Here is a 23,790-nt window from a genome sequence, read left to right as displayed (position 1 = left end):
GATAGTAGCATCTTAAATTTTTAACTAAATGAAGCTAAAAGATAATTAGCAGAAACCCCATGAGACAACCTTACTTAGAAGGCTCCCCTCCTAATTTAGGAGGGGTTGGGGGTGGTAAATTAGGGCTTGAACTTTTTTTAATCTCTTCCAAAATTGTCTCCGTGTGGTCAAATACATCCTTATTCTCGAATCTAAGAACCTTAATGTATAAATTATTTAAAAATGCGGTTCGTTCCATGTCATTTTCTTGTCCTGCTTCTGTATAATGGTGAGCGCCATCTAATTCAATGGCAATTCTTTCGCTAGGGCAGTAAAAATCTAGAATGTAAAAACCTACGCTATGTTGCCTTCTAAACTTTCGTCCAGCCAATTGACTACCCTTTAAATAACTCCATAAGAATGCCTCTGCAGGTGTCAACTTATCACGGAGTGATTTCCTATACTCTTTAAGTATAGTAGAATTGTGAATGGGAGTACTCATTACTTAAAACATATTAGCCGAAAACCTATATAGGGATAAGAATGTTCCGTTTCTTCCAACCAACCCAGCTTATGACAGATTAACCGTACATTTGCATTTATTACCAGCTCCCTATTTATGTCATTCTCTTCTTTAGGCTTATCGCCTGCCTTGCAAAAAGCCGCTTCGGCGCAGAACTACGCACAAGCCACGCCGGTGCAGGAACAGGCTATTCCAGCAGTTCTGAAAGGCAAGGATTTGTTAGGCATCGCCAAGACGGGATCTGGCAAGACGGCGGCGTACGCGCTACCCATGCTGGATCTGTTGCAGACCAACCGCGCATTCAGAAACCGCTTTGTGAAGGGGTTGGTCTTGGTGCCCACCCGTGAGCTGGCCTTGCAGGTAGGAGAGGTATTCTTAGGCTTTAGCGCACACATGGCCATCAAGGTGAAGACGCTGGCAGTGTTTGGCGGGGTGTCCATTAACCCGCAGATGATGAAACTCCAGGGCACTGACATTCTGGTAGCCACCCCCGGCCGACTTTTGGACTTGGTGGAATCTGGCGCGGTGCATTTGAGTGACGTTGAAATTCTAGTCCTGGATGAAGCGGACAAGATGCTGAACCAGGGTTTTGAGGAGGAGATGCGTCAAATCTTAAAGCTGCTGCCAAAAAAGCGCCAGAACCTGTTGTTCTCGGCCACGCTGGACAACAAGGTCAACGCCATACAGGAAACCTTGCTGGTAAACCCGGTGGTGGTAGAAGTGAAGGAAGAAGAGAAACCTCTAGAGGAACTGCAAATCACAGAGCTGGCGTATCTGATTGCCACAGAAAAGAAAGGGCCGTTCTTGCGCTACTTAATCAAAGAGCAGAAGATGCAACAAGTACTTGTCTTTGTATCTGCCACCCAGCGCGCCGACCATCTGGTGACAAAGCTGGCCAACAATGGTATAAAGGCCGTGGCCCTACATAGTGGTAAGAGTCAGGGGGCTAGAACCGAGGCGCTGGCCTTGTTCAAGAAAGGAAAGGTGCCGGTATTGGTAGCCACCGACTTGGCTGCCCGCGGTATTGATGTACCCGTTCTACCGCATGTGATTAATTATGACTTGCCTAGGTCTTCCAAAGATTATATTCACCGCATTGGCCGCACGGGCAGGGCGGGAGAAACCGGCGAGGCCATCACGCTGGTTACGCCAGAAGATGCGCACCATTTCAAGATTATCCAGAAGCAGACCAAGCGCGTGATCCCAACCCAAGAGACGGAAGGCATAGACTTGAAGGGTTTTTAACTTATCCATTTCAAGCAAGAAGCCCGTTTTTGGCCTGTTTTAAAGAAAACAGGCCAAAAACGGGCTTCTTGCTTTACCCGCTGGTAATCTTTATGGATTGGTAGACCAGATGCCAGCGTCCTTGATAAAAACCCTTCTGTTCAGCTTCAGCTGGCAGACTAAAAATTCCGCGAAGTCTTCTGGCTGCATCACCTTCTCTGGATTGCCGTCGGTGAGTTTGAGTTCAACGGCTAAGTCTGTAGCCACCGTGCTGGGCGTAAGGCTGGTCACACGTATGTTGTGTTTGCGCACTTCCTGCATAAGGGATTCCGTCAAGCCTATCAACCCGAACTTAGAGGCGCTGTAGGCACTGGTCATGGCTGCGCCGCGCTGGCCGGCGGTAGAGGAGATGTTCACAATGTCGCCGGTCTTTTTGGAGATCATGGCCGGTAACACAGCGCGGGTCACGTAATAAGGACCCATCAGGTTCACTTTAATGATCTGTTCCCATTGGTCAGGCTCCAAGTCCAAAAACTTGCCGAAGGTGGCCGTGCCGGCGTTGTTGATGAGAATATCTATAAAGCCCAGGTCTTGCATTACTTGCTCCACGGCTTCATTCACACTGTTGATGTTGGTAACGTCTGCCGTGACCACAGTGGTGTCTACACCTAAATCTTCTATCTCCTGCGCCACTTTCATAAGGTCGCTTTTAGTGCGCGCCAGCAAGGCCACATTCACTCCTTCTTTGGCCAAGGCAATGGCAATGGCTTTTCCTATTCCTTTTCCGGCCCCAGTGACCAGGGCCGTCTTTCCTTTCAATGATTCCATAAGTATACTTGTAACATGTCTTTTCTAAAGAAACCGGCCTCCTATTTAAAAGGTCAGATTCTCTTAAAGTAACGAGCAAAAACAGGTCTGGTTGATTTTCTTAAATCTAAATGCCGTAGGATTTTCACTGCTAGTCCAGTCAAAACAAGTCCTAGCCGTTAAAATTCGCATTTAAAGAAAAGCCGTTTTTGGCCTGTTTCCATGAAAACAGGCCAAAAACGGCTGAAGGTACTTTGTATGTATTCTCTACCTTAACTACGCTTGTCTCTTCTTGAATTCAGTTCTAACCCTTTGGCCTTTTTGCCCTTCTTGGTGTAAAACTGCACCTTAATGAGCCCATGCTCTGGCGAGAAAAATTCTTCAACGCTGTACACGTCTCTTAGGGGCATACCCATCGCGTCTAAAGAAACGGCATATTGGTAGGTGATTTTAAAACAATCAAACGAGCCGGCTGGGGTTTTAATGGTTTCTTTGGCCGTCACTTGTCGGTTAGTGGCCAGCATGACAATGCGGGTAATGTTGATCTGGGAGGAGCGTACGCGTACGTCCAATCCAGCAGTGGGTAGGTTTTGCCCCACGGCCAAATTAAGGGGATAGGCAATGTCTTTCATTACAAAGTCAAACTCTTTGCCGTCAAAGCTTTTTAGGGCTTGTTCGCGCAGCAGTAGCTTGGCATCAAGGTACACAGAATCTCCTTTACAGATAATTCTAAACTCCTCTGCCGGTTCTGGGCGCTTTTTGTGCTTTATCCTGGCACTTTTAAAATCAATCTGAGTGGCTCCGTCTTCGGTTGTGGTTTCTTGCATGACTAGGTTGTGCAAGGTGCCCTTTGTTCTGCCTTTGTCCGTGACCTGGTATATAAATTCTGTGTTCTTGGCGTAGCCAAAAGGCTGGGGGCAAGCCACCGTCTGGGCAACCGCTGCAGGTGCGCCCGCGGTAAAGGAAAAGCCAACAGCAAGGATGGCTATACAAGTGTAAAATAGTTTCATGGTAGTACGTACCAAAGTTATTTCTTCGGTGTGATTTGTGGCTAATACGTAGAGGGGACCTTCTTGGATATGACCGTTTCTATATAGTGCCCCGGTTTTGCAACACGCAGCCGGGCCTACCGTACTTTCAACACGACGTATCCTTTTCATATATGAACGATTCTCCCCAATCCATCCAAAAATTCTCTGAGCTGGCCGCCGTTATTCTAGACAAGCTTACCGCCGCCGACATGGAAGCCTCTTTTCAGTTTGACGACATTACTATGCAGGGTCCCGGCGCCCAAGGAAACCCTGCTACCTGGCGGCTCAACGGCCGGTTGACCATCAAGACCAGTTCCTCACGGTCAGAGCATTTCTAAACATGCGGGCGGGGTCTATAGAGCTTTCGGCCCAATTGCTGGTGAGCATTGGGCAAGACAACGTCATGGTGGTGGCCGAGGAGAATTTTGTGCTCATCAATTTTAAGGACCATGCCGCCTTGGAGCGCGTAGCCGATAGTTTTAAATCCAGCGCTTCAAAAGGCGCTTCGGGTGGCTTGAATGCACTTTTTGAAAAAGCCCGCGAAATAAACCAGATTATTTTGGAGTTAGGCTTACAGGTGGACGTGCGGGTGGACAATAAAACCTATGTTGAATTTGGTGCGGGGCCAACCCCAAGGTATGCCGTGGGAAACGCTTTGTTTGGCAAATTAGGCTCTCTTTTTAAAGGCAAGTAGGGCTTATACCCTTATAGCGGGTAGAATATATTTCAGAAAGAAAATATTGATGCAACCCCCTGGCAACAAATTGCATCTATTTAGCACATCCCTTAAACATTTGCCTCATCCTCAAGGTATTAAAGAATAACAGCCTTTAGCCATGGCCGGGGATAGGTGTGACCAGTAGAAAAAGACCAGATGAGATCTGAGAATCAAAATAAGATAGGAGCCGGCAGGTCTTCCAGATTTGAAAAGATTGAGCGCATTCCGCCGCTTAAAATGCTGTTGTACATGAGCATGGCGGGCATGGGCATCCTTTTCATGGTAGTCATATTCCTGTTTCTGCACCGGGTCTGGTCCTTGCCGTTTACCTATGCCTACAAGCTGCCCAAATTGTTCTCCCTGAGCACGGTACTTATTCTGTTCAGCGGCTTCTTCATCCATTACGTGCCCATGTTCTACCGGCAGGACAATCTGCACCAGCTAAAACGAAACATGCGGTGGGGCCTGGTGCTGGGCCTTTTGTTCACGCTTTCACAAGTAGTGGCCTGGTATGAGATGACCAAGAGCGGCATTTACTTTTCGGGGCAGGCTCTGGGAACGTATTTGTATCTGCTGTCTGCTATGCACTTGTTGCACCTGGGAGGAGGGCTGGCCTTTCTTACCATTCTGTACATGAAGGTAAACCGCGCCGCCAGCGACCCAATCCGGCATCTGGTGTACATTCGGGATCCATTTAGACGAATGCAGTTAGAGATGCTCCGCAGTTATTGGCATTTTATGGGTGTGCTGTGGCTGGCCTTGTACTTTGTCTTCGTTTTTGCCCTATAATCCAGAAAACAGCCCAAAAACGGTTTGCCAAAAGCTATTCTGATAGGATGCCTGCCGGCGCCAAAAGCCTGAACCCGTTGCCGTGCACGTTCACTATCTCTACCGCAGCATCTGCCTTTAGGTACTTTCTTAGCTTGGTTACAAACACATCCATGCTGCGGGCGGTAAAGTAGTTGTCCTCTCCCCAGATTTTGCTCAAGGCCACCTCACGGGGTAAAACATCATTCACGTGCTGGCAAAGAAGCAGCAATAGTTCTGCTTCTTTTGGAGACAGTTTCTGCGTTTGCGGCCCATCCAAGATCAACCTGGTTTTAGCGTTAAACTGGAATCTGCCAATCTGATATTCTGTTTTATTTTCTTCTTTAGGTGGCGCTATAGAGGATTGCTTGCGCTGCAGGATGGCCTTTAGCTTGCACAGAAGAATCTCTGAGTCAAAAGGCTTGGTTACGTAGTCATCTGCGCCAATTCTAAAGCCTTCCAGCATGTCTACCTTCATGGCTTTTGCCGTCAGAAAAATGATGGGCAGGTGGGCGTTCTCCTTTTTTATATCCGTGGCCAAAGAGAACCCATCTTTTACGGGCATCATTACATCCAGTATGCAGGCGTCAAACAGTTCCTTCTGAAACGCCTGGTACCCTTGCAAGCCATCTGTGCACAGTGTCACCTCATAGTCATGCAGCTCCAAATAGTCTTTTAGGACCATGCCAAAGTTGGGGTCGTCTTCAACCAATAATAAACGGGTAGCAGGGGCTTGGCTCATACGTGATAGATTAGAAAAAATTTACTCTTGAAGAAACGTCTGTGACTTCCTTGGGCAGCCATAAGGTAAATTTGCTGCCTTTGCCTAACTCGCTGCGCACATGTATGTTACCTGCATGCGCCTCCGCCATGGTTTTAACATAGCTTAGCCCTAACCCAAAGCCTTTAACGTTGTGCACGTTGCCGGTAGGGACCCTGTAGAATTTGTCAAAGACCCGTTTCTGGGCTTCTCGGGTCATGCCCAGGCCTTGGTCTTCTATCATGATGTGCAAGCCATTGGCAACCGTGGCCGTCTGCAAAACGATGTTAGGCGCGTCTGGCGAGTATTTGTTGGCATTGTCCAGCAAGTTGGCAATCATGTTGCTTAAATGACCAGGGTCTGCCTGAATTAAAGCCGGCGTAGCTTCCAGTTTTAATGCCAAATGGCCCTGCCGCTGGGCTATGTGCAATTGGAACGGCTCAATGGTTTTCTGAATCAAGGCATGCACATCTACCTCCTCTAAGGATAATTGCAGGTCGTTGCGCTCTAATTGGGCCGTTTGCAACACTTTCTCCACCTGCTGGTGCATACGTTTGTTTTCGTCTTTGATGATGCGTGCATAATAGCCAATTCTTACCTCGTCTTTGCGCACCTTTGGGTTGACCATGGCATCCAGGGCCAGAGAAATGGTGGCAATGGGCGTCTTGAACTCATGCGTCATGTTGTTGATGAAGTCATTCTTGATCTCTGACAGCTTTTTCTGGCGCAGGATGGTGTACAGAGTGTAGGCAAAGGTTAGCACCATGACCAAGGTGAAGAGCACCGAAATGGACGTGGGCAGCAATAGGCTCTGCCAGACATAGGCGTCCCGGTTAGGAAATATAAGGGTCAAATAACTGGGTGCTGATAAAACGTCATTCGGGAAAAGGCGCACCTTGTATTGTTGAGCGCCTGGTAAAGTCCCGCCTGTGAGCAGCGTAGAGGAGGTTAACATGACACCAGGGCTCTCAGCTATTTTTGCAGATTGAAGTAGTTGTAGGTGGTAGGGCGTCAGGATTTGGCGGATCTTTAACTCATTGGCCAATAGCTCTTCTAACTTGAGTTGTTTTAAGCGTTCCTGCAGGGGTTTCTCTTTGCGCACATACTCCACCGCCATCTGCTGCATCACCTTTTCCAGCCCTTTTTCTGCCTTGGCGGTAGCTGCCTGTTGTTTAGCTTCATGCTGTTTCTGCTGTAGGGTAGAAGCCAGCGCCCTTTTCTCTTGGATTGTTTGTTCTACTACATTTTTGGATTTCTTAACAGGTACAGGAACTGGGGGCGCGCTCTCATAAACCCATGTCTTGTATGCCTTTTGCCGAGCCGTGTCTTTTGTTCCTCTAGAGGAAAAGGTCGTGGCATGGGGTATGCCTCTTAATGTATCTGTGTATATGTTAATGACCTTGCCTCTTACATGGACTGAGCTTATGTCCTTAGTGGGAATACTGCGGTAAACGTCAAAATCTTTTTTCTTAAGAGTAGAGTCATTTGCCAACCGTAAAAATGCTACAGAGTCTTTCCTGCCAATGAAGCTTGAATTGCGTTGACTACGAGCCAATAGGGAGTCTGCTTTTCTGGCTTGAGCTCCCAGCACTTTCCAGACAATGACAGAATCTACTCTCTTATTCCCAAACAAGTGGTTGAAAGAAACAACAGAACTGTCTGGTTTGCTAGGTTTTTGAATAACATGCCTTCTTTCACCACCTCGGGCACCAGCATACGTAAAGTTCTGGCCGTGTGGTACTGTCTTGTGGCCGGGAATGGCCACCAATTGATTGTCTGGAAAGGAGACGATTGTGCCGGCAGAAATAGCAATGTGCTTGGGTTGGGCTATGGTTGGTTTAGCTGTGACAGCTTCTTCTGTCACTACATAGCTTGTTATATTGTTGGAAAAGGGAGTTGGGGCCACCGGGGCCGGGACTTGTACCTTCGCCGAAGTTCTTGATTCTGTCCGGCCTGTCTTGCTAGACTCTTTTTGGCTGGGCTCCAAAACTGCTTTCCTGATTTGCGGTGCCTCTTGCTTTAAAAACTGGATTTTTTCCTGGGTCTCTAGTTTGTTCACCACCTGCAGCAAAGCATCCTGCACGTTGCGGTCAAACACCTCGGCCTCCATCCTTAAGCCATGGTGAATCCAGAACGCCTGAAAAGCAATCAATCCCAGCAGGGAGACGCTCATCAAGGCAATGACCAGAACCAGTGTTTTCTTTCTCATCTCTACAAAGATAAGGGCAAATGGCACTCTATTTTAGACTTTAACTTTTCCTTAACAGACATTAACAGAGTCTTAACCCTTTCTTATACTTTGAGTCAGTAATATTGTGCCAGTCAACGGTTTAAACACCTCTAAGATACCTAGATATGAAAATGAATACAACCTTTACCTCTGTGTTCTTGAGCATGCTTGCTGTAGGAACCCTCTCTGGCTCACAGGCTTTCGCCCAAAAGAAGAAAAAGGCACCAGCTAAAGATAAAACCAGCGTGCGCATGTACCATGGGAAAAATGGCAAATTGGTGCTGGTAGACACGCTTGTCACCGTAACGCCAGAGGAACTGGCCAGGTACAAGCACCTCGCTGAAAATGCCAGGCAAAACTCACAGAGTATTGAGCGTATTCTGGTGCGGCCTTCGGGAATGGGCACCACTTCCATGGACGGGATCATTCAGGGCAGGGCTATGGTAGATGGAGAAGGTAGCCTGAGGGCGCAGTTACTGGCTTCTGAAGATTCCACCAAAGAGCGCACCGTAAAACTAAAAATCCTGAAGAAGGAAGAGGGGCAGTATTACATGCTGGATACCACGCTGGTGATTCCGGCGGGCGTTTCTAAGATGACAGCCGTCAGAAAGTTAAGCCCAGAAGGCCATTCCTTAAGATCGCTCGGGGCTAAACCAGTCCAGAATTCCACCATTCCTGGTGTTCAGACTTTTGAAAAGATGAGAATTCATGCTTTGGCTAGCAATGACTCTACCAAGGCTATGACCTTTAGGTCCATCTCTGGAGATAGCGCGGTGCAAGTAGTGCATGGGCAAATCATTAAAAATGGGAAACAAGCTAACAAATGGGTTACCACTGTGGAGGCTAACGGTGAACCCAAAAAAGGACATACCTTCTATCTAAGAAGATCTATGAGCGGGGATTCCTTACTGCCCGGCAAAGTATTTATTTATACAGACAGCCTAGTGCAACTAGTAAGGGATACTTTAATGAAGAACAAAAGCTTTTCCATTGTTAAAGACGTGGCTGGGCAAATAAATGTGTTCCAAAGTATTAACGAAGGCAGCGCGGGAGCAGAAAGAAGATTGAGCCTGGCCTTACCCAAAGAAAAGGAGCGTTTTGAAATTATAGTCCTACGGCCTACCGTAAAAGCAGAAGAGCCGCAGAAGGCAAAAACCAGCAAGTCTAAAGAAGCTAAGACAAACAACGACTTTAAGGTGTCTTTGTACCCCAACCCGACCAGCGGCAGGTTTACGGTATCATTTACCATTGACAAGAAATCAGATACCAGACTGCGCGTAGTGGACAGCACCGGTAGAACGGTGATGGAAGAAAATGCGGGCATGCAAAAGGGATTGTTCACCCGTGACCTGGACATAAGCAAATTTGGCAGAGGTGTTTACATCCTTCAGATTCTTTGCGGGAAGAACGTGCGCTCAGAAAGAGTGGTTGTGCAATAAATTCATATCATTTCTTTAAACAAAGCCCGGCCACTACCGGGCTTTGTTTGTTTATATATGGTCCAAGATTACTAACTTGGTGTACTGCTTTTCAATTCAAACTTATGTTGGCCATGCGCACGCTCCTCAAATCCATTTTTATTCTATGTCTTGCTCAAGGCTGGGCAGGAGGGCAGGTGGTTGGACAAATAAAGCCATTAGAGGTACATTCCTGCGCCGCTGCCAGAGTCAACACCACCATCCAATTATTAGCCGATGGTATGACCTCTGCAATGCATAAGGCCCTTATGCAGCAATATGACGTGAACTGGAATAAACTGGACCTTGCTGTAGAAAGAGCCTCTTTGCAGGTAGGGGGCCAGGTCACTGTTAAAGCAAAAGCGTTGTCGCCTCTTTCCAGGTTCGCGTTTGAATTGCATCCCAACCTGGTGATTTCTAGCCTCACGGTGAACGGCGTAGAGACTACCGTGCAGCGAGTGGGTGGTGAGGCCATAGCTGAAATGACGGACGCCTTGCCCAAGGACGCCAAGTTCACCGTAATCATCACCTACGCAGGCACTGCGCCTTCTGGCGCTAGCGCGGCCATAGGCAACGGTTTCAACACGGGCGTAGCACAGCCCTGGGGAAGCCAAGTGACATGGTCTTTAAGCGAGCCGTTTGCGGCTTATGAATGGTTTCCGGTAAAGCAGCTGTTGTCTGACAAAGCAGATTCTGTGGATGTTTGGATAACCACAGACGTGACCAACAAAGTAGGCTCCAACGGCTTGCTCCAGCGCGTTACGCCCATGCCCAACCAAAAGCACCGCTATGAATGGAAGTCCAGGTATCCCATTGCTTATTACCTCATATCAGTAGCCGTATCTGATTACCAGGAGTATTCCTTTCTAGTCAACTTGACTGGAATTTCACAACCGGTACTGGTACAGAACTTTGTTTACAATCACCCCAACCTTCTAAACACCTTTAAGTTCCAGATTGACCAGACGGGGCCTTTGTTGCAGACCTTTTCTGAGTTGTACGGCACGTATCCGTTTTATCAGGAAAAGTACGGGCATAGCATGGCGCCCATAGGCGGGGGCATGGAACACCAGACCATGACCACACAGTCCAGCTTTAACTTCACGCTAACGGCCCATGAGTTGGCGCACCAATGGTGGGGGGACGAGGTGACCTGTGAGGACTGGAGCCACATCTGGCTGAATGAAGGGTTTGCCTCGTATTCAGAGTACATCGCCTTACAGAAATTAATCCCTTCAGATGCTAAAAATTGGCTCAACACGGCCCACCAAAGCGCCTTGAGCGTGCCACAGGGGGCTGTGTTTGTAAAAGACAGCACCAACGTGAGCCGCATTTTCAGCTCGGCGCTTTCTTACCGGAAAGGAGCTTTTGTGCTGCACATGCTAAGAAGGGCAGTCAAGCAAGATGCCGTCTTCTTCCAGATCCTCAAAGAATACCGCCAGACCTACAAATACCAGGTAGCAGACACCAGGGACTTTCAAAGAGTGGTCGAGAAGGTTACTGGTCTATCCTTTCAGACATTTTTTGACCAATGGGTGTACGGGGAGGGGTATCCGCAGTTTGACATTTCATGGGCGCAGCAGGGCAAAGACGTGGTACTTAGCAACAAACAAACTGGTTCCAGCACCGCCACGCCCTTCTTTAAAACCTCGGTTGAGTATCTGGTGAAAACAGATCAAGTGGACACTTTAGTGACCTTTGAACAAACTGCTCCTGTTGCCACCTATCAGCTTAAAGTAAGAGGTAACATCCAGGCAATAGTTGTGGATCCGGATCAATGGTTGTTAGACAAAGTCACTTCCAGCAAACAAGACCCTGAACTTTTAAAGCAATTGTCTACTACGTTGGTGGTCCACCCTAATCCCACGGCAGACAAGTTATACATTACAGGTGATGCAACTATTTTTGAAGAAGCTGCTGTGGTAGACATGCTTGGTAGAACCTTGATGTTAGTTAAATTTAACCAAGGGTTTGTTGAGGTAGGAGGGTTAAGGGCTGGCAGTTATCTACTAAGGCTTAAACAAGGGAATACGTATAGTTACGTCCGGTTTGTTAAGTTGTAAATGGTATAAATGCTATGAATTTTTAAGAATTATTCAACAAAATTCCATATTTTCAGTTTAAAGCTTTGCAATGATTCTCTAATAAGAAGTACTCATTTTTGGGTTACTTTCCTGAAAACAGCCCAAAAACGGTTATTTATCTGTTTCATTGCCTATTAATTATCTTCTTAGTCAGGGCGTGCGGCCCATGGTTTTCCTTAATCTTTTAAAACTTGAAGTATGACGACAGATACAGCTTTTGAATTAGAGATAAAACACCGTTTGGTGGATGAGTGCATACGGTTGCAGACAGACTTTGTAGACAACGCCAGATATGCCATGGAAGAGGCCCAAGAAAGTGCCAATGACAGTCAGGGCGCCATTGAGGATAAATTTGAGTCATTCAGAGAGGCGTGCCACATACAGCGCGATATGTTTGCCAAGCAGCTAGACGAAGCCATTGGCAAGTTGAGCATTCTTAAGCGTATTGTTCGTAACAAAGTGAATGATGACATTTCTCTTGGTTCTGTAGTGAGGACCAACACGCAGAACTATTTCATCTCTGTGAGCCTAGGTGAAGTGAACATAGACGGAGAAAAGTTTTTTGCCATCTCACCGGCTTCGCCGGTTTTCCAGGCAATGGCCGGTAAGGTAAAAGGAGACACGTTTACCTTTAGAGATAACCAAATTAAGATTCTTGACCTCTGCTAAAAGAAACTGATTCTTATATAAAAACAGAAAGGGCTACCAATGGTAGCCCTTTCTGTTTTTATATAAGAATATACTTATTGAACGCGAGTCCAGATTTGTGACCTACCAATCAAGGAAATTCCAATGTAGCCTTTCACTTCTAGCTTGTCTTTGCCAAGAACCTTCATATAAGAAGAATAGGTTTTACCAGATTTTGGATCATAGATCTCGCCATCATCCCACTTGCCGGCGTCATCTGGCTCAAAACCTTTTAAGAACACCAAGCCCATGATAGGACGCTTTTGCAATTTAGGGTCTGGGTTAAACTGGTCTAACTTTGGTTTACCGTCCCGGTTAGGCTCCTTAAGCCAAGTGATCTTGCCACAAAGCTTATCTCCGCATTGGTAAATCTCAAAGCGGGCATCTTTTTCTTGGTTGGTCCAAGTGCCGATAGGAGAGCCTTTCTGAGCCCATCCCAAGGTGGTAAGGCAAAGGAAGAGAGCAAGGAAAAAGAACTTTTTCATACTGTTTTGGTTAGTTTGTTGTTTTATATGGGAATATATGCAATAAATGGTCCAATTCCATAATTGCCTATCCTGTGAACATTAATTTTAAATAAAAATTCATCCTATGCTCTTGTTACTCAATTAGAAGAGCTATGAAAAAGAGCCCTTGTGTCAATGGGTATACCTTATATAATAGTAGCTACCTATTCAACAGCAGCATTTAAATAAAACTCAATTACAAGGACCTTAAGAACCATCTTTAATCTTAACATCCTTTTAATAGTAGTGGAAGCGTTACTTTTAGATTTTGGATTAATCTCTGCCCGTTATCAATAGCTCATGATGGAATTGGGCAAGTGGCTTTGGGGGAAGGAAGCCTTTTTCTACTACTTGGTTTAATTAAATTATACTCATTTTTAGGCACTTAGAAAAACACCTGTTTTTTTGGCTTTTCTTTTGAACTATCACCGGTTCTTTTTACTTTATACTTCGGAAGCGAGTGCTCCGGGCCTGAATGGAAACCATAAGTTATTTGGAGGTACAGACGGGTTTATGTTGTACTTAAAGAAAGGAGGTAAAAGTGTCTAATCCCAGTAAGAATGTATCAAGCCTAGCTCATGTGTCAACCGTTTATCGTGTTGAAGCTTGCTAAAGACTTTGGTCTAACTGGCGAATCCGACATGAGGTAGCCAAGCATTTGAGGGAGGCAGTTCCTTCCTGTGTCGCTTGATACCATTTCAAAGGATTCCGTACCCGGCTACTGCAGTGGCCGGGTATTTTTTTGCCCTTTTTTTAGACGTAAGATTTAAGACACAAGATGTAAGACTTATCATAAATTGAAGCATGTCTCCTGAAAATCATAGCGGCTCGTTTTTAGCCTGTTTTCATGAAAACAGGCTAAAAACGAGCCGCTACTTTGTAAGAAAGTCTTGTGTCTTGAATCTTGCGTCTTATGTCTGAAATTAAAACAGTCTTCTCACGTCCAGAAAGCGTTTCTCATAGAGGGTGCCCATCACTTCGCTCACTTTCACGCCGCCATTGGAAGAGGAGTGCACAAACTGGATTTTCTTTTCGGGCCCGGTCATGACAATGCCCACGTGGCCGGGCGTGCGGTCCTCCACGTTGGTGCCAGTAAAGATGAGCAAGTCACCTTTGCGCGCTTGTTTCAATGGAACAGATACGCCCTCCTTAGCCTGAAGGCTAGAACCATGCGGAATATCAACGCCAAACTTCTTGTATACATAAGTGGTGAAGCCAGAGCAGTCAAAACCTTCTTCGGTGGCACCCCCATAATTATATTCTACACCGTACCGTTGCAGGGCAAAAGCTACAATGCTATCGGCTTTGTTGGCGTAGTTTCCTTCCAGCACGTCTAGGTTGGCACGGGCCAGGGAGGGCTCTTGGGCGGCAGCGTCTTTGTGAAAGGTTTTGTCTCTCCCGTCTTTGCTGGTGCGGGTAATGAGGGCGGTTTTATCTCCAGATTCACCGGTAAATACTTTCACTAGAAGTATCACTAAGAGGGCTATTCCAAACCCAATCCAAATTTTTTTCATGACTATGTCTTTGGCCTGCATACGGGAAGAGGGGGCTGCGTGGTTGGCTTTGCCGGCATTTGCCTTGCAAAACCCCGTTTTTAGCCGTATTATTCGGTTTCAACCCACACAAAACTTTCCATTTTCATGATAAGAACATCATTTAGCTGGGGTGTTAGTCTGCTTCTTATTTTCACGCTGGCTTTCACTTCTCAGGCATTTGCCGCTCCGTCCATATCGTACCAGGTGTCCATGCCAGAACCGCATACGCACTACTTTGAAGTTGAAATGCGCCTTGCTGGTTTCAAGAACAAAAACCTGGACGTAAAGATGCCCACCTGGGCTCCCGGCTCTTACCTCATTAGAGAATTCTCAAAGAACGTAGAAGCCTTTGAGGCCTATGCCGGCGGCGCAAAGGTACCTGCCACTAAAATCAATAAGAACACCTGGCGCATTGCCAGCGGCGGCAAGGACCTAACGGTACGTTATAAGGTGTATGCCTATGAAGTGAGCGTGCGCACTAGTTTTGTGGATGCCACTCACGGGTACATAAACGGAACCAGCGTGTTCATGTACCCAGACGGCCACAAAGAGCTGGGATCTACCGTGACCATTGTACCGTTCAAGGGATGGACCAAAGTATCTACTGGTTTATCTTCTGTGGCAGGGAAAGAGTTCACCTATGCTGCGCCAGACTATGACGTGCTCGCCGATTCGCCTTTTGAGATTGGCAACCATGAGATTTTCACGTTTGAGACCAACGGCGTGCCGCATGAAGTAGCCATGTACGGAGATGCCAATTATGACCCCAAGCGCTTGATGGCCGATATGCAGAAGGTCACTGAAGAGGCTGTGAAGGTCTTTGGTGAAATACCCGTAAAGCGTTACCTCTTCATTGTACAGAACCTGCACAACGGCGGCGGAGGATTGGAGCACTTGAACTCTACCACGTTGCAGGCTACAAGAACCACCTATGGCACAGAACGCGGCTATGAAGGCTTCCTGAACTTGGTAGCCCATGAGTACCACCATCTTTGGAACGTAAAGCGTTTACGCCCCATCGCTTTAGGACCGTTTAACTATGACGCCGAGAACTACACCAACATGCTGTGGGTATCTGAGGGTTTCACGAGCTATTATGCAGACCTTATTGTAAAACGCAGTGGCTTCACCACGGACAAGGAGTTCTTGGATGACATGGCTGCGGGCATTACCAGCGCAGAGAACTCGCCGGGCAACAAGGCCATGTCGGCTGCAGAATCCAGTTTTAACGCCTGGATCAAGCAATACCGCCCAGATGAGAACTCATATAACACGTTCTTGTCTTATTACAGCAAAGGAGCCATCTTAGGTATGCTGTTAGACCTTGAAATAAGAAAGGCCACCAACGGTGCCAAAAGCTTGGACGATGCCATGGACGCCCTATATGATGAGTATTATAAAAAGAAGAAAAGAGGCTACACAGACAAGGAGTTCCAGCAGGGCATAGAGAAGTTTGCGGGGCGTTCTATGGATAGCTTTTTCCAGAAGTACGCGTACGGCGTAGAAACTCCTGACTACAATTCCTATTTTGCCACCGTGGGCGTGCAGTTGGTGAATGTGAACGAAGGCAGCAACAATCCTTTGTTGGGGGCAGGTATTTCCCTGGCCAGCGGTAAGCCCATGGTGACCTCCGTGACCCGTAACGGAAGCGCCTGGCAGGCTGGCTTGAACGTGCATGATGAAATCATTGGCATGAATGGCTACCGCGTAACAGATGACTTGAACAAATCTATTTTATCTTATGAGGTAGGAGACGTGCTGGAGTTGGTTGTCAATAGAGCGGGTCAACTCATGATCATACCGGTTAAGTTATTGAAAGACCAAACCGTAAAATACCAGGCCCAAATGCTGCCTAATGCCACAGAGGCTCAGAAAAAGCAGTTGAGAGCCTGGTTAGATCCTAAGAAATAGGCAACTAGTTAGTATAAGAAGAAGGCATTAAAAAGAGATCGGCTCCCTGGTGATTCAGGGAGCCGATCTCTTTTTTGTTTTTGGCCTGTTTTCTGGAATATAGCTTAAAAACGGATTTAATTGACGCGCTGCAACTCTACCTCACGAGCAGGGTTGATGATGAGGGGCACTTTCTCTACTTTCACAGAGCTGGTATCCAGGCCAAACCATTTACCCTCTGAGGTGGTGAACTGCTTCACGTTAAAATAAGACTGCATGATGGTGTTCTCCCAAAAAGGCAGGTCGTTCTCATAGCTAAGGAATTTCTCCAGCACTACAAACCTGAAGTCACCAATCAAGTTCTGCTTGTTCAAAGAGCTGTACCGGCTGGTAATGTCTACTTCGCCGTTCTTCACCAGATCTTCTACCACTCTTCTAAAGAACAGGTTAATCCGCTGCTCTACCCTGAAGCCAAGCCTGAAGTCAATTCTAATCACATCCTTGCCATCTAGCATGGTCACCTTGTATTCCATGGTGTAAGGTTCATCCATGGTGTCTACGTGTATAAACCAATAGATGTCCGCGCGCTTAGGACGTTTCTGGAAGATGGAGTAAATGATTTTGGATTCTATTTCTGAGGTTCTATCTGCCGAGGACATGAACACCAGGTGGGTTGTATATTTAGGAATGGACTCGTCATCCCGTAAGTTTCTAAGCTGGGGAATGTAATCTTTTATGGGTACATACTCCGTGAGGCGTTTCTTGATATAAAAGGCTTTCCGCCAAATGTACATCAAGGTGATTACTAAGATGGCCACAGTTAATGAAAACCAGCCCCCTTCTGTAAACTTAAGAAGATTGGCTACAAAGAAAGAGCCTTCAATGGGGAGGTAAAGGGCTAAAAAAGCCAATACCCAGACCCTGCCCACGCGTTTGGTGTACAAATAATAGCTTAAAAGGGTAGTGGTCATGAGCATGGTGATGGTAATGGCCATGCCATAGGCTGCCTCCATATTGGCAGACTCTTTAAAGATGAGCACCACTACCACGCATCCCATCCAAAGCAATAAATTGACACTAGGCACATAAATCTGCCCTTTGACGTTAGTGGGATAAATAAGGCGCACCTTCGGCCAAAAATTCAGTCGGATGGCTTCACTTATCAAAGTGAATGAACCGGTGATCAAGGCCTGGCTGGCAATCACGGCCGCTATGGTAGCAATCCCGATCCCGAAGATGAGGAACCAGTCTGGCATAATGGCATAGAAGGGATTGGCAATTGGGAGCGATGGCAATAACTCACCGGTGTGTTGCATTAACCAAGCTCCTTGTCCGAAGTAATTAAGCAACAAGCAGGTCTTTACAAATACCCAACTAATTCTAATGTTTTCCTTTCCACAGTGACCCAAATCAGAGTAAAGGGCTTCGGCGCCGGTGGTACAAAGGAATACAGCTCCCAGAATCCAAAACCCGCCGGGAGTGGTAAATAATAGTTGGTAGGCATAGTAAGGATTAACCGCTGATAATATTTCTGGATGCTCAATAATTGACAAAAGACCTAAAGCCCCCAGCATTGTAAACCAGACCAGCATGATTGGACCAAAGGCTTTTCCTACAATCTGCGTCCCGAAACTTTGCAGCAAAAAGAGCAAGGTAAGAATCACAATCACAATGGGCATGGTAGGTATGTGCGGATAAATCAGCTCCAAACCTTCTACAGCGGAAGACACAGAGATAGGCGGAGTGATAATACCATCTGCTAGCAGCGCACTGCCACCAATGATAGCTGGTATAGTGAGCCACTTGGCATGCCGCCTGACTAGGGCATACAACGAGAAAATTCCGCCTTCTCCATTATTGTCTGCCCTAAGAATAAGAATGACATACTTTATGGTGGTCTGGATGGTAAGCGTCCAGACTACGCAGGAAATGCCACCATATACCAGCACTTCACTGATGGCTCGCTCGCCCATAATGGCTTTCATTACATACAGCGGTGAGGTACCAATATCACCGTAAATGATGCCTAATGCGATAAGTAAACTACCAGTGGTGATGCGTTTGGCAGAATGGCTATTGCTACTCATAAGTCCCTGTTAAATAATCTGGTTGGTGAGGGCTATCTTTTTAAGTCAAAGTGTAGCAACTCCTAATTTAAATCAGGATTCTTGCTTACGCGGCGCCAAAATTAGCAGGCTGTTCTCAATTTAAACCAGATCAGGCTATAAATATTTAATAGGCTACGGCTTGTTCATATAATCATGGAAAATTAAATGGTATTAATTTAATTTAAAATTTTTATAAATATAGATATTCTTATGAGTGATATTTTAATATGAATAAATATTTGTGAAATAGAATTATAAATCAGTACATTAGAAATACAGTATGCCTATTCCCCGTAAAGCAAATAGTATTTAATAAAGGAATTCTTATAGAGAAAATTTTACTCAAGAAATGTTAACGTTTGAAACTGATTTCTATCAAGTGTCTCTTGATGACACAAATCAGGTGGCCATTCTTTTCTGGAAGAGGGAAGTAACACTGCCTGAATTTCAGGAGGGTAGTCTAGCTTTGCGGGAGGTGATAAAACAATATCAACTCAACAAGTGGCTCGTCAATTCAACCCATAAAGGTTTGTTAAGCCCAGAGGCAGAAGACTGGCTCACCGCCACCATTTTTGACAATGCCGGTGACAAGTTTCTCATGCACCAAGTGGCCTATGTCATGACTGAAGAAAAATACCAGGAGATGGTGCAGGACTATTCACTGCTGCGGGCCAGCCATAAGAAACTGCCTTTAGAGATTCATTACTTTACCAGTCAAGACGAAGCCTTGCACTGGATGGTACATGAACATACCACCTTCTCACATCAATAAAAACACTTTTAACAAAAGAAGGGCCCTTTATATAAGTAAAGGGCCCTTCTTTGTCATTAATTAGTCTTAGTGAACTTGTAGCAACTCCACGTCAAAAATCAACGTGGTGTTGGGTCCAATGTCTCCACCGGCGCCTCTTGGGCCATAGGCCAGGTCACCAGGAATATAGAGTCTCCACTTGTCGCCTTCTTTCATGAGTTGCAGAGCTTCTGTCCAGCCGGCAATCACGCCATTTACCGGGAAGGTGGCAGGCTCTCCGCGCTCGTAAGAAGAGTCAAACACGGTGCCGTTGATCAAGGTGCCGTGGTAGTGCGTAGTCACGTTAGAGCTCTTGGTTGGCGTCTTGCCAGATCCACTCTTGATGACCTCATACTGCAAACCGCTAGGCAAGGTAGTGACGCCAGACTTTGCCTTGTTTTCTTGCAAGAAAGCCTCACCCTCTTTTTTGTTTTCTTCACCAGACGCACCGGCAGACGCCTGCTGCTTCTCCTGCATCTGCATTTGTAACTGCATCATGCAAGATTGAATCTCCTCCTGCGACAATTGTGAAGGCTTTCCGCTTAATGCTTCTTGCAAACCTAGAGACAAAGCGTCTGCTTCAATGGTGATGCCTTGCTTGGTAAAGTTGGCAGCCATGTCGCGGCCAATGATGTAACTAATCTTTTGGTTAAGGTCTTTTAAATCCATAGTTTTTCTTTTGTACTAGTAAAGGTACGGTTTCTGGTAAAATATGAAGAGGCATAATAGAAAACCCCGCAGAAGCGGGGCTTTCCATGTTAAAGGCTATACGTTACAAATAAAGATGGTAGTCTTCATCTGAAAGATCAATGGTGATGTTGTCTTCAGTAGCCAGCCACGACGTAGCCAATACTCCTATAACACCAAGGACTAAAATGGAAGAGAGGGTAGAGATTGCTTTCATGGCTCGTGTCATTTTATGGTTATATATTTAACGCAAAATTCTACTACCAAGTTCATCCCATCATTAACCCTAAGTTACCTTTCCATTAAGGTCTTATCTGCAAAAAGGTAGATTCAATTTCTCTTTAAACATCCTACCGTTTTTAGCCTGTTTATATGGAAGTAGCCTAAAAACGAAGTGCCTATATTTAGGATTTGCTTTACAGCCTCATATAAAATAAGGAGCCGATGAACATCGGCTCCTTATCTAAATTATGCCCCGACTCAGAACTCGCGACTCAGGACTAAGAACTATGATTTACATATTACGTCTGTACTGACCACCCACCTCAAACAAGGCATTGGTTATCTGGCCTAATGAGCAGTATTTAGAAACTTCCATGAGGGCTTCAAAGATGTTGCCGTTCTGTACGGCTACCTCCTGTAGTTGCTTCAACAGGGCAGGAGCCTTCTCTGCATGACGGGCATGCAATTCTTGTAGCATGGAAATCTGGTACTGCTTCTCATCCTCAGTGGCTCTGATGACCTCAGACGGAATGACCGTTGGAGAACCGGTGCTACTCAAGAAGGTATTTACGCCAATGATAGGGTACTCACCCGTGTGCTTGAGCGTTTCATAGTATAAGCTTTCTTCTTGGATCTTGCCGCGCTGATACATGGTCTCCATGGCTCCCAGCACGCCTCCGCGCTCGGTGATGCGGTCAAACTCCAGCAATACAGCTTCCTCTACCAAGTCCGTCAGTTCTTCAATTATGAACGAGCCTTGCAACGGGTTCTCATTCTTAGCCAGACCCAACTCTCGGTTGATGATCAACTGAATGGCCATGGCTCTTCTTACCGAAGCCTCTGTAGGCGTCGTGATAGCCTCATCGTAGGCATTGGTATGCAACGAATTACAGTTGTCGTAAATGGCGTACAGCGCCTGCAAGGTAGTTCTGATGTCATTGAAGTCAATCTCTTGCGCGTGCAATGATCGGCCTGAGGTTTGGATGTGGTACTTCAACATCTGCGAACGGGCATTGGCGCCGTATTTCAGTTTCATGGCCTTCGCCCAGATTCTTCTGGCCACGCGACCAATCACCGCATATTCTGGGTCAATGCCGTTGGAGAAGAAGAAGCTCAGGTTAGGCGCAAAGGCGTTGATGTCCATGCCGCGGCTCACGTAATACTCCACAAACGTGAAGCCGTTGGCCAGCGTAAAGGCGAGCTGTGAAATAGGGTTGGCGCCTGCCTCTGCAATGTGGTACCCAGAAATGGACACTGAGTAGAAGTTGCGGACGTTGTGGTCAATAAAGTACTGCTGCACGTCACCCATCAAACGCAAGGCAAACTCAGTAGAGAAGATACACGTGTTCTGTGCCTGGTCTTCTTTTAAGATATCTGCCTGTACCGTTCCTCTTACCGAGGCCAGCGTACGTTCCTTGATTTGATTGTAGACTTCAATTGGCAACACCTGGTCACCGGTTACGCCTAAAAGCATTAAGCCCAAGCCATCGTTGCCGGCTGGCAGTTCGCCTTGGTAGATAGGGCGTTTTTGGCCTGTTTTCTGGAAAATAGCCTCAATTCGGCTGTTCACCTCAGACTCTAAGCCGTTCTCTTTAATATAAAGTTCACACTGCTGATCAATGGCAGCATTCATGAAAAAGCCCGTCAGCATGGCGGCCGGACCGTTAATGGTCATGGACACAGACGTCATCGGGTCAGCTAGGTTGAAACCCGAATACAGCTTCTTGGCATCATCCAAACAGGCAATGCTTACCCCAGAGTTACCAATCTTTCCGTAGATATCCGGACGCAAATCTGGGTCCTCGCCATATAAAGTAACAGAGTCAAAGGCGGTAGATAAACGCTTGGCTGGCAGTCCTTTACTTACGTAGTGAAAGCGACGGTTAGTACGCTCTGGTCCGCCTTCGCCGGCAAACATACGGGTTGGGTCTTCGCCTTCGCGCTTGAACGGGAACACGCCTGCGGTGTAAGGGAATTCACCGGGTACGTTCTCCTGCAGATTCCATTTCAGCAAATCGCCCCAGGCCTCATAGCGCGGCGTGGCAATCTTAGGAATCTGTAGTTGTGACAGGCTGGTGGTATGGGTGGCAATCTTTAATACTTTGTCGCGCACCTTGAACTCGAAGAACTCATTTTTATACGCCTGGCGCTTCTCTGGCCATTGCTCCAACAGCTTCTTGTTTTGGCCGTCCAGTTTTAAAGCGGTTTCTTCAAAGGCGTACTCTAAGCCTTTAATCAGGCGGTCTTTATCTTCAACCTCAATGGCTTGGATGGCCTCAATGGACTGACGAATGCCGTACAGTTTCTGGGCCACGCTGGCTTGTTCCTGCACCCACTTGTCATAGGCGCGGTTGTTCTCAGAAATTTCAGAAAGGTAGCGCGTGCGGGCAGGAGGGATGATGTATACTTTCTCTGACATCTCACCAGTCGCCTGCAGATTAGAGGCGAAGGCCACGCCGGTTTTCTCCGTGATTTTAGCAATGACTGCTTTGTACAGACGGTTCATGCCCGGGTCATTGAATTGCGAGGCGATGGTCCCGAACACCGGGATATCGTCATCGTTTACGTCCCAAAGCTGGTGGTTGCGCTTGTACTGTTTCTTCACGTCCCGGATGGCGTCCAGGGCACCGCGCTTGTCAAACTTGTTCAAGGCGATGATGTCTGCGAAGTCCAGCATGTCAATCTTCTCCAGCTGGGTCGCGGCGCCGTACTCTGGCGTCATCACGTACAAGCTGGCATTGCTATGCTCAATGATCTCCGTATCAGACTGGCCAATGCCTGAGGTCTCCAAAATGATCAGGTCAAATTGGGCGGCTTTCACCACATCTACGGCGTCTTGCACATACTTGCTCAAAGCCAGGTTGCTTTGACGCGTAGCTAAAGAGCGCATGTAGACGCGGCTGTTGCTGATGGCGTTCATGCGTATTCTGTCGCCTAGCAAAGCCCCGCCCGTTTTGCGCTTAGATGGGTCCACAGAGATGATAGCAATGTTTTTATCTGGAAAATCTGCCAGGAAACGGCGTACGAGTTCATCTACCAAAGAAGACTTACCAGCGCCACCCGTACCGGTAATGCCCAGTACAGGCGTGGCCAATTCATTGTTAGCGGTTTGCTGCTCAACACCCGCTAGTAACTGCTCTTTTACCTTGGCAAATTCCTCCGGGAAGTTCTCGGCGGCAGAAATCAATCGGGCAATAGATTTGGCGTCTTTGTCTATGAGGTGCTTCACTTCGCCATTTAGGTTCTGGCCCGTCGGGAAGTCGCATTTCTCCAGCATGTCGTTGATCATGCCCTGTAAACCCATGGCGCGTCCGTCGTCTGGCGAATAGATTCTAGCAATGCCATAGCCGTGCAATTCCTCAATCTCTGTAGGCAGAATCACGCCGCCGCCGCCGCCAAAAATGCGTACGTGGCCACTTCCGCGCTCGTTGAGCAAGTCATACATATACTTGAAGTACTCCAGGTGACCGCCTTGATAGGAGGTGATGGCAATGGCCTGGGCGTCTTCCTGAATGGCGCAGTCCACAATCTCTTGCACGGAGCGGTTGTGACCCAGGTGAATCACCTCGGCACCCGAGGATTGAATGATGCGGCGCATGATGTTAATGGCGGCATCATGGCCGTCAAAAAGCGCCGCAGCGGTGACAATTCTAATATGGTTGACCGGTTTATACGGCTGAACAGCAGAAACTGACATTTGTTAGGTTGCTAATGTTTGGTAGGCGAAAGTACGAATTTTCAGATA

General features: G+C 46.9%; 19 protein-coding genes. 9 read left to right on the top strand and 10 right to left on the bottom strand.

Annotated features, from left to right (window positions below; genetic code table 11):
* Positions 1-70 precede the first annotated feature (70 nt).
* Positions 71-481 carry an endonuclease domain-containing protein gene (locus tag ABD880_RS03810; protein WP_345162497.1) on the bottom strand — a complete coding sequence of 137 codons (411 nt, stop codon included), beginning with the start codon at positions 479-481 and terminating at the stop codon, positions 71-73.
* A 117-nt stretch (positions 482-598) separates the two neighbouring features.
* Here ABD880_RS03810 and ABD880_RS03805 point away from each other — a divergent pair, with 117 nt between their 5' ends.
* On the top strand, positions 599-1,747 hold the full coding sequence (locus ABD880_RS03805) for a DEAD/DEAH box helicase (RefSeq protein WP_345162496.1): 1,149 nt from the start codon (positions 599-601) through the stop codon (positions 1,745-1,747).
* A gap of 90 nt (positions 1,748-1,837) precedes the next feature.
* Here ABD880_RS03805 and ABD880_RS03800 read toward each other — a convergent pair whose 3' ends face one another.
* Positions 1,838-2,554, bottom strand: a complete 717-nt coding sequence (locus ABD880_RS03800) for a 3-ketoacyl-ACP reductase (protein ID WP_345162494.1) — start codon at positions 2,552-2,554, stop codon at positions 1,838-1,840.
* 251 nt (positions 2,555-2,805) lie between these two features.
* The gene (locus tag ABD880_RS03795) at positions 2,806-3,543 is read right to left on the bottom strand and encodes a TapB family protein (RefSeq protein ID WP_345162492.1); all 738 of its coding nucleotides are present in this window, start codon (positions 3,541-3,543) and stop codon (positions 2,806-2,808) included.
* Positions 3,544-3,695: 152 nt separating this feature from the next.
* Here ABD880_RS03795 and ABD880_RS03790 point away from each other — a divergent pair, with 152 nt between their 5' ends.
* The 3 genes from ABD880_RS03790 (at position 3,696) to ABD880_RS03780 (ending at position 5,071) form a co-directional block, all read left to right on the top strand.
* Entirely contained in the window at positions 3,696-3,902 is a 207-nt protein-coding gene (locus tag ABD880_RS03790) for a hypothetical protein (protein WP_345162490.1), read from the top strand.
* 2 nt (positions 3,903-3,904) lie between these two features.
* Complete coding sequence (locus ABD880_RS03785) at positions 3,905-4,258, top strand: hypothetical protein (protein ID WP_345162488.1); 354 nt, start codon at positions 3,905-3,907, stop codon at positions 4,256-4,258.
* Positions 4,259-4,438: 180 nt separating this feature from the next.
* Positions 4,439-5,071 (top strand): cytochrome c oxidase subunit 3, encoded by a 633-nt coding sequence (locus tag ABD880_RS03780; protein ID WP_345162486.1) that lies wholly within the window; start codon positions 4,439-4,441, stop codon positions 5,069-5,071.
* Positions 5,072-5,105: 34 nt separating this feature from the next.
* Here the strand turns inward: ABD880_RS03780 and ABD880_RS03775 are convergent, their stop codons facing one another.
* A complete protein-coding gene (locus ABD880_RS03775; RefSeq protein WP_345162484.1) occupies positions 5,106-5,831 on the bottom strand; it encodes a response regulator transcription factor in 726 nt (241 codons plus the stop codon).
* Between the two features lie 10 nt (positions 5,832-5,841).
* Entirely contained in the window at positions 5,842-8,058 is a 2,217-nt protein-coding gene (locus tag ABD880_RS03770; protein ID WP_345162482.1) for a sensor histidine kinase, read from the bottom strand.
* A 146-nt stretch (positions 8,059-8,204) separates the two neighbouring features.
* On the opposite strand from ABD880_RS03770, the gene ABD880_RS03765 reads away from it, so the two are divergent.
* The 3 genes from ABD880_RS03765 (at position 8,205) to ABD880_RS03755 (ending at position 12,289) form a co-directional block, all read left to right on the top strand.
* A complete protein-coding gene (locus ABD880_RS03765) occupies positions 8,205-9,518 on the top strand; it encodes a T9SS type A sorting domain-containing protein (protein ID WP_345162480.1) in 1,314 nt (437 codons plus the stop codon).
* Between the two features lie 113 nt (positions 9,519-9,631).
* Positions 9,632-11,599: a M1 family metallopeptidase gene (locus ABD880_RS03760; protein ID WP_345162478.1), complete on the top strand. Its 1,968-nt coding sequence runs from the start codon at positions 9,632-9,634 to the stop codon at positions 11,597-11,599.
* Between the two features lie 219 nt (positions 11,600-11,818).
* Positions 11,819-12,289 (top strand): hypothetical protein, encoded by a 471-nt coding sequence (locus tag ABD880_RS03755; protein WP_345162476.1) that lies wholly within the window; start codon positions 11,819-11,821, stop codon positions 12,287-12,289.
* Between the two features lie 74 nt (positions 12,290-12,363).
* On the opposite strand, the gene ABD880_RS03750 is transcribed toward ABD880_RS03755, so the two are convergent.
* Positions 12,364-12,792 carry a DUF2147 domain-containing protein gene (locus ABD880_RS03750; RefSeq protein WP_345162474.1) on the bottom strand — a complete coding sequence of 143 codons (429 nt, stop codon included), beginning with the start codon at positions 12,790-12,792 and terminating at the stop codon, positions 12,364-12,366.
* Between the two features lie 944 nt (positions 12,793-13,736).
* The gene (locus ABD880_RS03745; RefSeq protein WP_345162472.1) at positions 13,737-14,327 is read right to left on the bottom strand and encodes a C40 family peptidase; all 591 of its coding nucleotides are present in this window, start codon (positions 14,325-14,327) and stop codon (positions 13,737-13,739) included.
* A 126-nt stretch (positions 14,328-14,453) separates the two neighbouring features.
* Here ABD880_RS03745 and ABD880_RS03740 point away from each other — a divergent pair, with 126 nt between their 5' ends.
* Complete coding sequence (locus ABD880_RS03740; protein WP_345162470.1) at positions 14,454-16,259, top strand: M61 family metallopeptidase; 1,806 nt, start codon at positions 14,454-14,456, stop codon at positions 16,257-16,259.
* 116 nt (positions 16,260-16,375) lie between these two features.
* Here ABD880_RS03740 and ABD880_RS03735 read toward each other — a convergent pair whose 3' ends face one another.
* Positions 16,376-18,325 carry a KUP/HAK/KT family potassium transporter gene (locus ABD880_RS03735; RefSeq protein ID WP_345162468.1) on the bottom strand — a complete coding sequence of 650 codons (1,950 nt, stop codon included), beginning with the start codon at positions 18,323-18,325 and terminating at the stop codon, positions 16,376-16,378.
* Between the two features lie 370 nt (positions 18,326-18,695).
* Here ABD880_RS03735 and ABD880_RS03730 point away from each other — a divergent pair, with 370 nt between their 5' ends.
* Positions 18,696-19,118 carry a hypothetical protein gene (locus ABD880_RS03730; protein ID WP_345162466.1) on the top strand — a complete coding sequence of 141 codons (423 nt, stop codon included), beginning with the start codon at positions 18,696-18,698 and terminating at the stop codon, positions 19,116-19,118.
* A 66-nt stretch (positions 19,119-19,184) separates the two neighbouring features.
* Here ABD880_RS03730 and bamJ read toward each other — a convergent pair whose 3' ends face one another.
* A complete protein-coding gene (gene bamJ / locus ABD880_RS03725) occupies positions 19,185-19,805 on the bottom strand; it encodes a BamJ family beta-barrel-assembly machinery protein (RefSeq protein WP_345162464.1) in 621 nt (206 codons plus the stop codon).
* A gap of 532 nt (positions 19,806-20,337) precedes the next feature.
* Positions 20,338-23,742, bottom strand: a complete 3,405-nt coding sequence (locus ABD880_RS03720; RefSeq protein WP_345162460.1) for a methylmalonyl-CoA mutase family protein — start codon at positions 23,740-23,742, stop codon at positions 20,338-20,340.
* Positions 23,743-23,790 lie beyond the last annotated feature (48 nt).

It is taken from the genome of Nibribacter koreensis, assembly GCF_039541795.1.
Lineage (GTDB): Bacteria > Bacteroidota > Bacteroidia > Cytophagales > Hymenobacteraceae > Nibribacter > Nibribacter koreensis.
The sequence above is the reverse complement of the archived record's forward strand: the minus strand, read 5'-3'. Positions and strand labels throughout refer to the sequence as shown.

Coding starts and splice junctions, on each gene's coding strand:
- ABD880_RS03810 (WP_345162497.1), bottom strand. CDS start 481: ATGAGTACTCCCATTCACAATTCTACTATACTTAAAGAGTATAGGAAA.
- ABD880_RS03805 (WP_345162496.1), top strand. CDS start 599: ATGTCATTCTCTTCTTTAGGCTTATCGCCTGCCTTGCAAAAAGCCGCT.
- ABD880_RS03800 (WP_345162494.1), bottom strand. CDS start 2,554: ATGGAATCATTGAAAGGAAAGACGGCCCTGGTCACTGGGGCCGGAAAA.
- ABD880_RS03795 (WP_345162492.1), bottom strand. CDS start 3,543: ATGAAACTATTTTACACTTGTATAGCCATCCTTGCTGTTGGCTTTTCC.
- ABD880_RS03790 (WP_345162490.1), top strand. CDS start 3,696: ATGAACGATTCTCCCCAATCCATCCAAAAATTCTCTGAGCTGGCCGCC.
- ABD880_RS03785 (WP_345162488.1), top strand. CDS start 3,905: ATGCGGGCGGGGTCTATAGAGCTTTCGGCCCAATTGCTGGTGAGCATT.
- ABD880_RS03780 (WP_345162486.1), top strand. CDS start 4,439: ATGAGATCTGAGAATCAAAATAAGATAGGAGCCGGCAGGTCTTCCAGA.
- ABD880_RS03775 (WP_345162484.1), bottom strand. CDS start 5,831: ATGAGCCAAGCCCCTGCTACCCGTTTATTATTGGTTGAAGACGACCCC.
- ABD880_RS03770 (WP_345162482.1), bottom strand. CDS start 8,058: ATGAGAAAGAAAACACTGGTTCTGGTCATTGCCTTGATGAGCGTCTCC.
- ABD880_RS03765 (WP_345162480.1), top strand. CDS start 8,205: ATGAAAATGAATACAACCTTTACCTCTGTGTTCTTGAGCATGCTTGCT.
- ABD880_RS03760 (WP_345162478.1), top strand. CDS start 9,632: ATGCGCACGCTCCTCAAATCCATTTTTATTCTATGTCTTGCTCAAGGC.
- ABD880_RS03755 (WP_345162476.1), top strand. CDS start 11,819: ATGACGACAGATACAGCTTTTGAATTAGAGATAAAACACCGTTTGGTG.
- ABD880_RS03750 (WP_345162474.1), bottom strand. CDS start 12,792: ATGAAAAAGTTCTTTTTCCTTGCTCTCTTCCTTTGCCTTACCACCTTG.
- ABD880_RS03745 (WP_345162472.1), bottom strand. CDS start 14,327: ATGAAAAAAATTTGGATTGGGTTTGGAATAGCCCTCTTAGTGATACTT.
- ABD880_RS03740 (WP_345162470.1), top strand. CDS start 14,454: ATGATAAGAACATCATTTAGCTGGGGTGTTAGTCTGCTTCTTATTTTC.
- ABD880_RS03735 (WP_345162468.1), bottom strand. CDS start 18,325: ATGAGTAGCAATAGCCATTCTGCCAAACGCATCACCACTGGTAGTTTA.
- ABD880_RS03730 (WP_345162466.1), top strand. CDS start 18,696: ATGTTAACGTTTGAAACTGATTTCTATCAAGTGTCTCTTGATGACACA.
- bamJ (WP_345162464.1), bottom strand. CDS start 19,805: ATGGATTTAAAAGACCTTAACCAAAAGATTAGTTACATCATTGGCCGC.
- ABD880_RS03720 (WP_345162460.1), bottom strand. CDS start 23,742: ATGTCAGTTTCTGCTGTTCAGCCGTATAAACCGGTCAACCATATTAGA.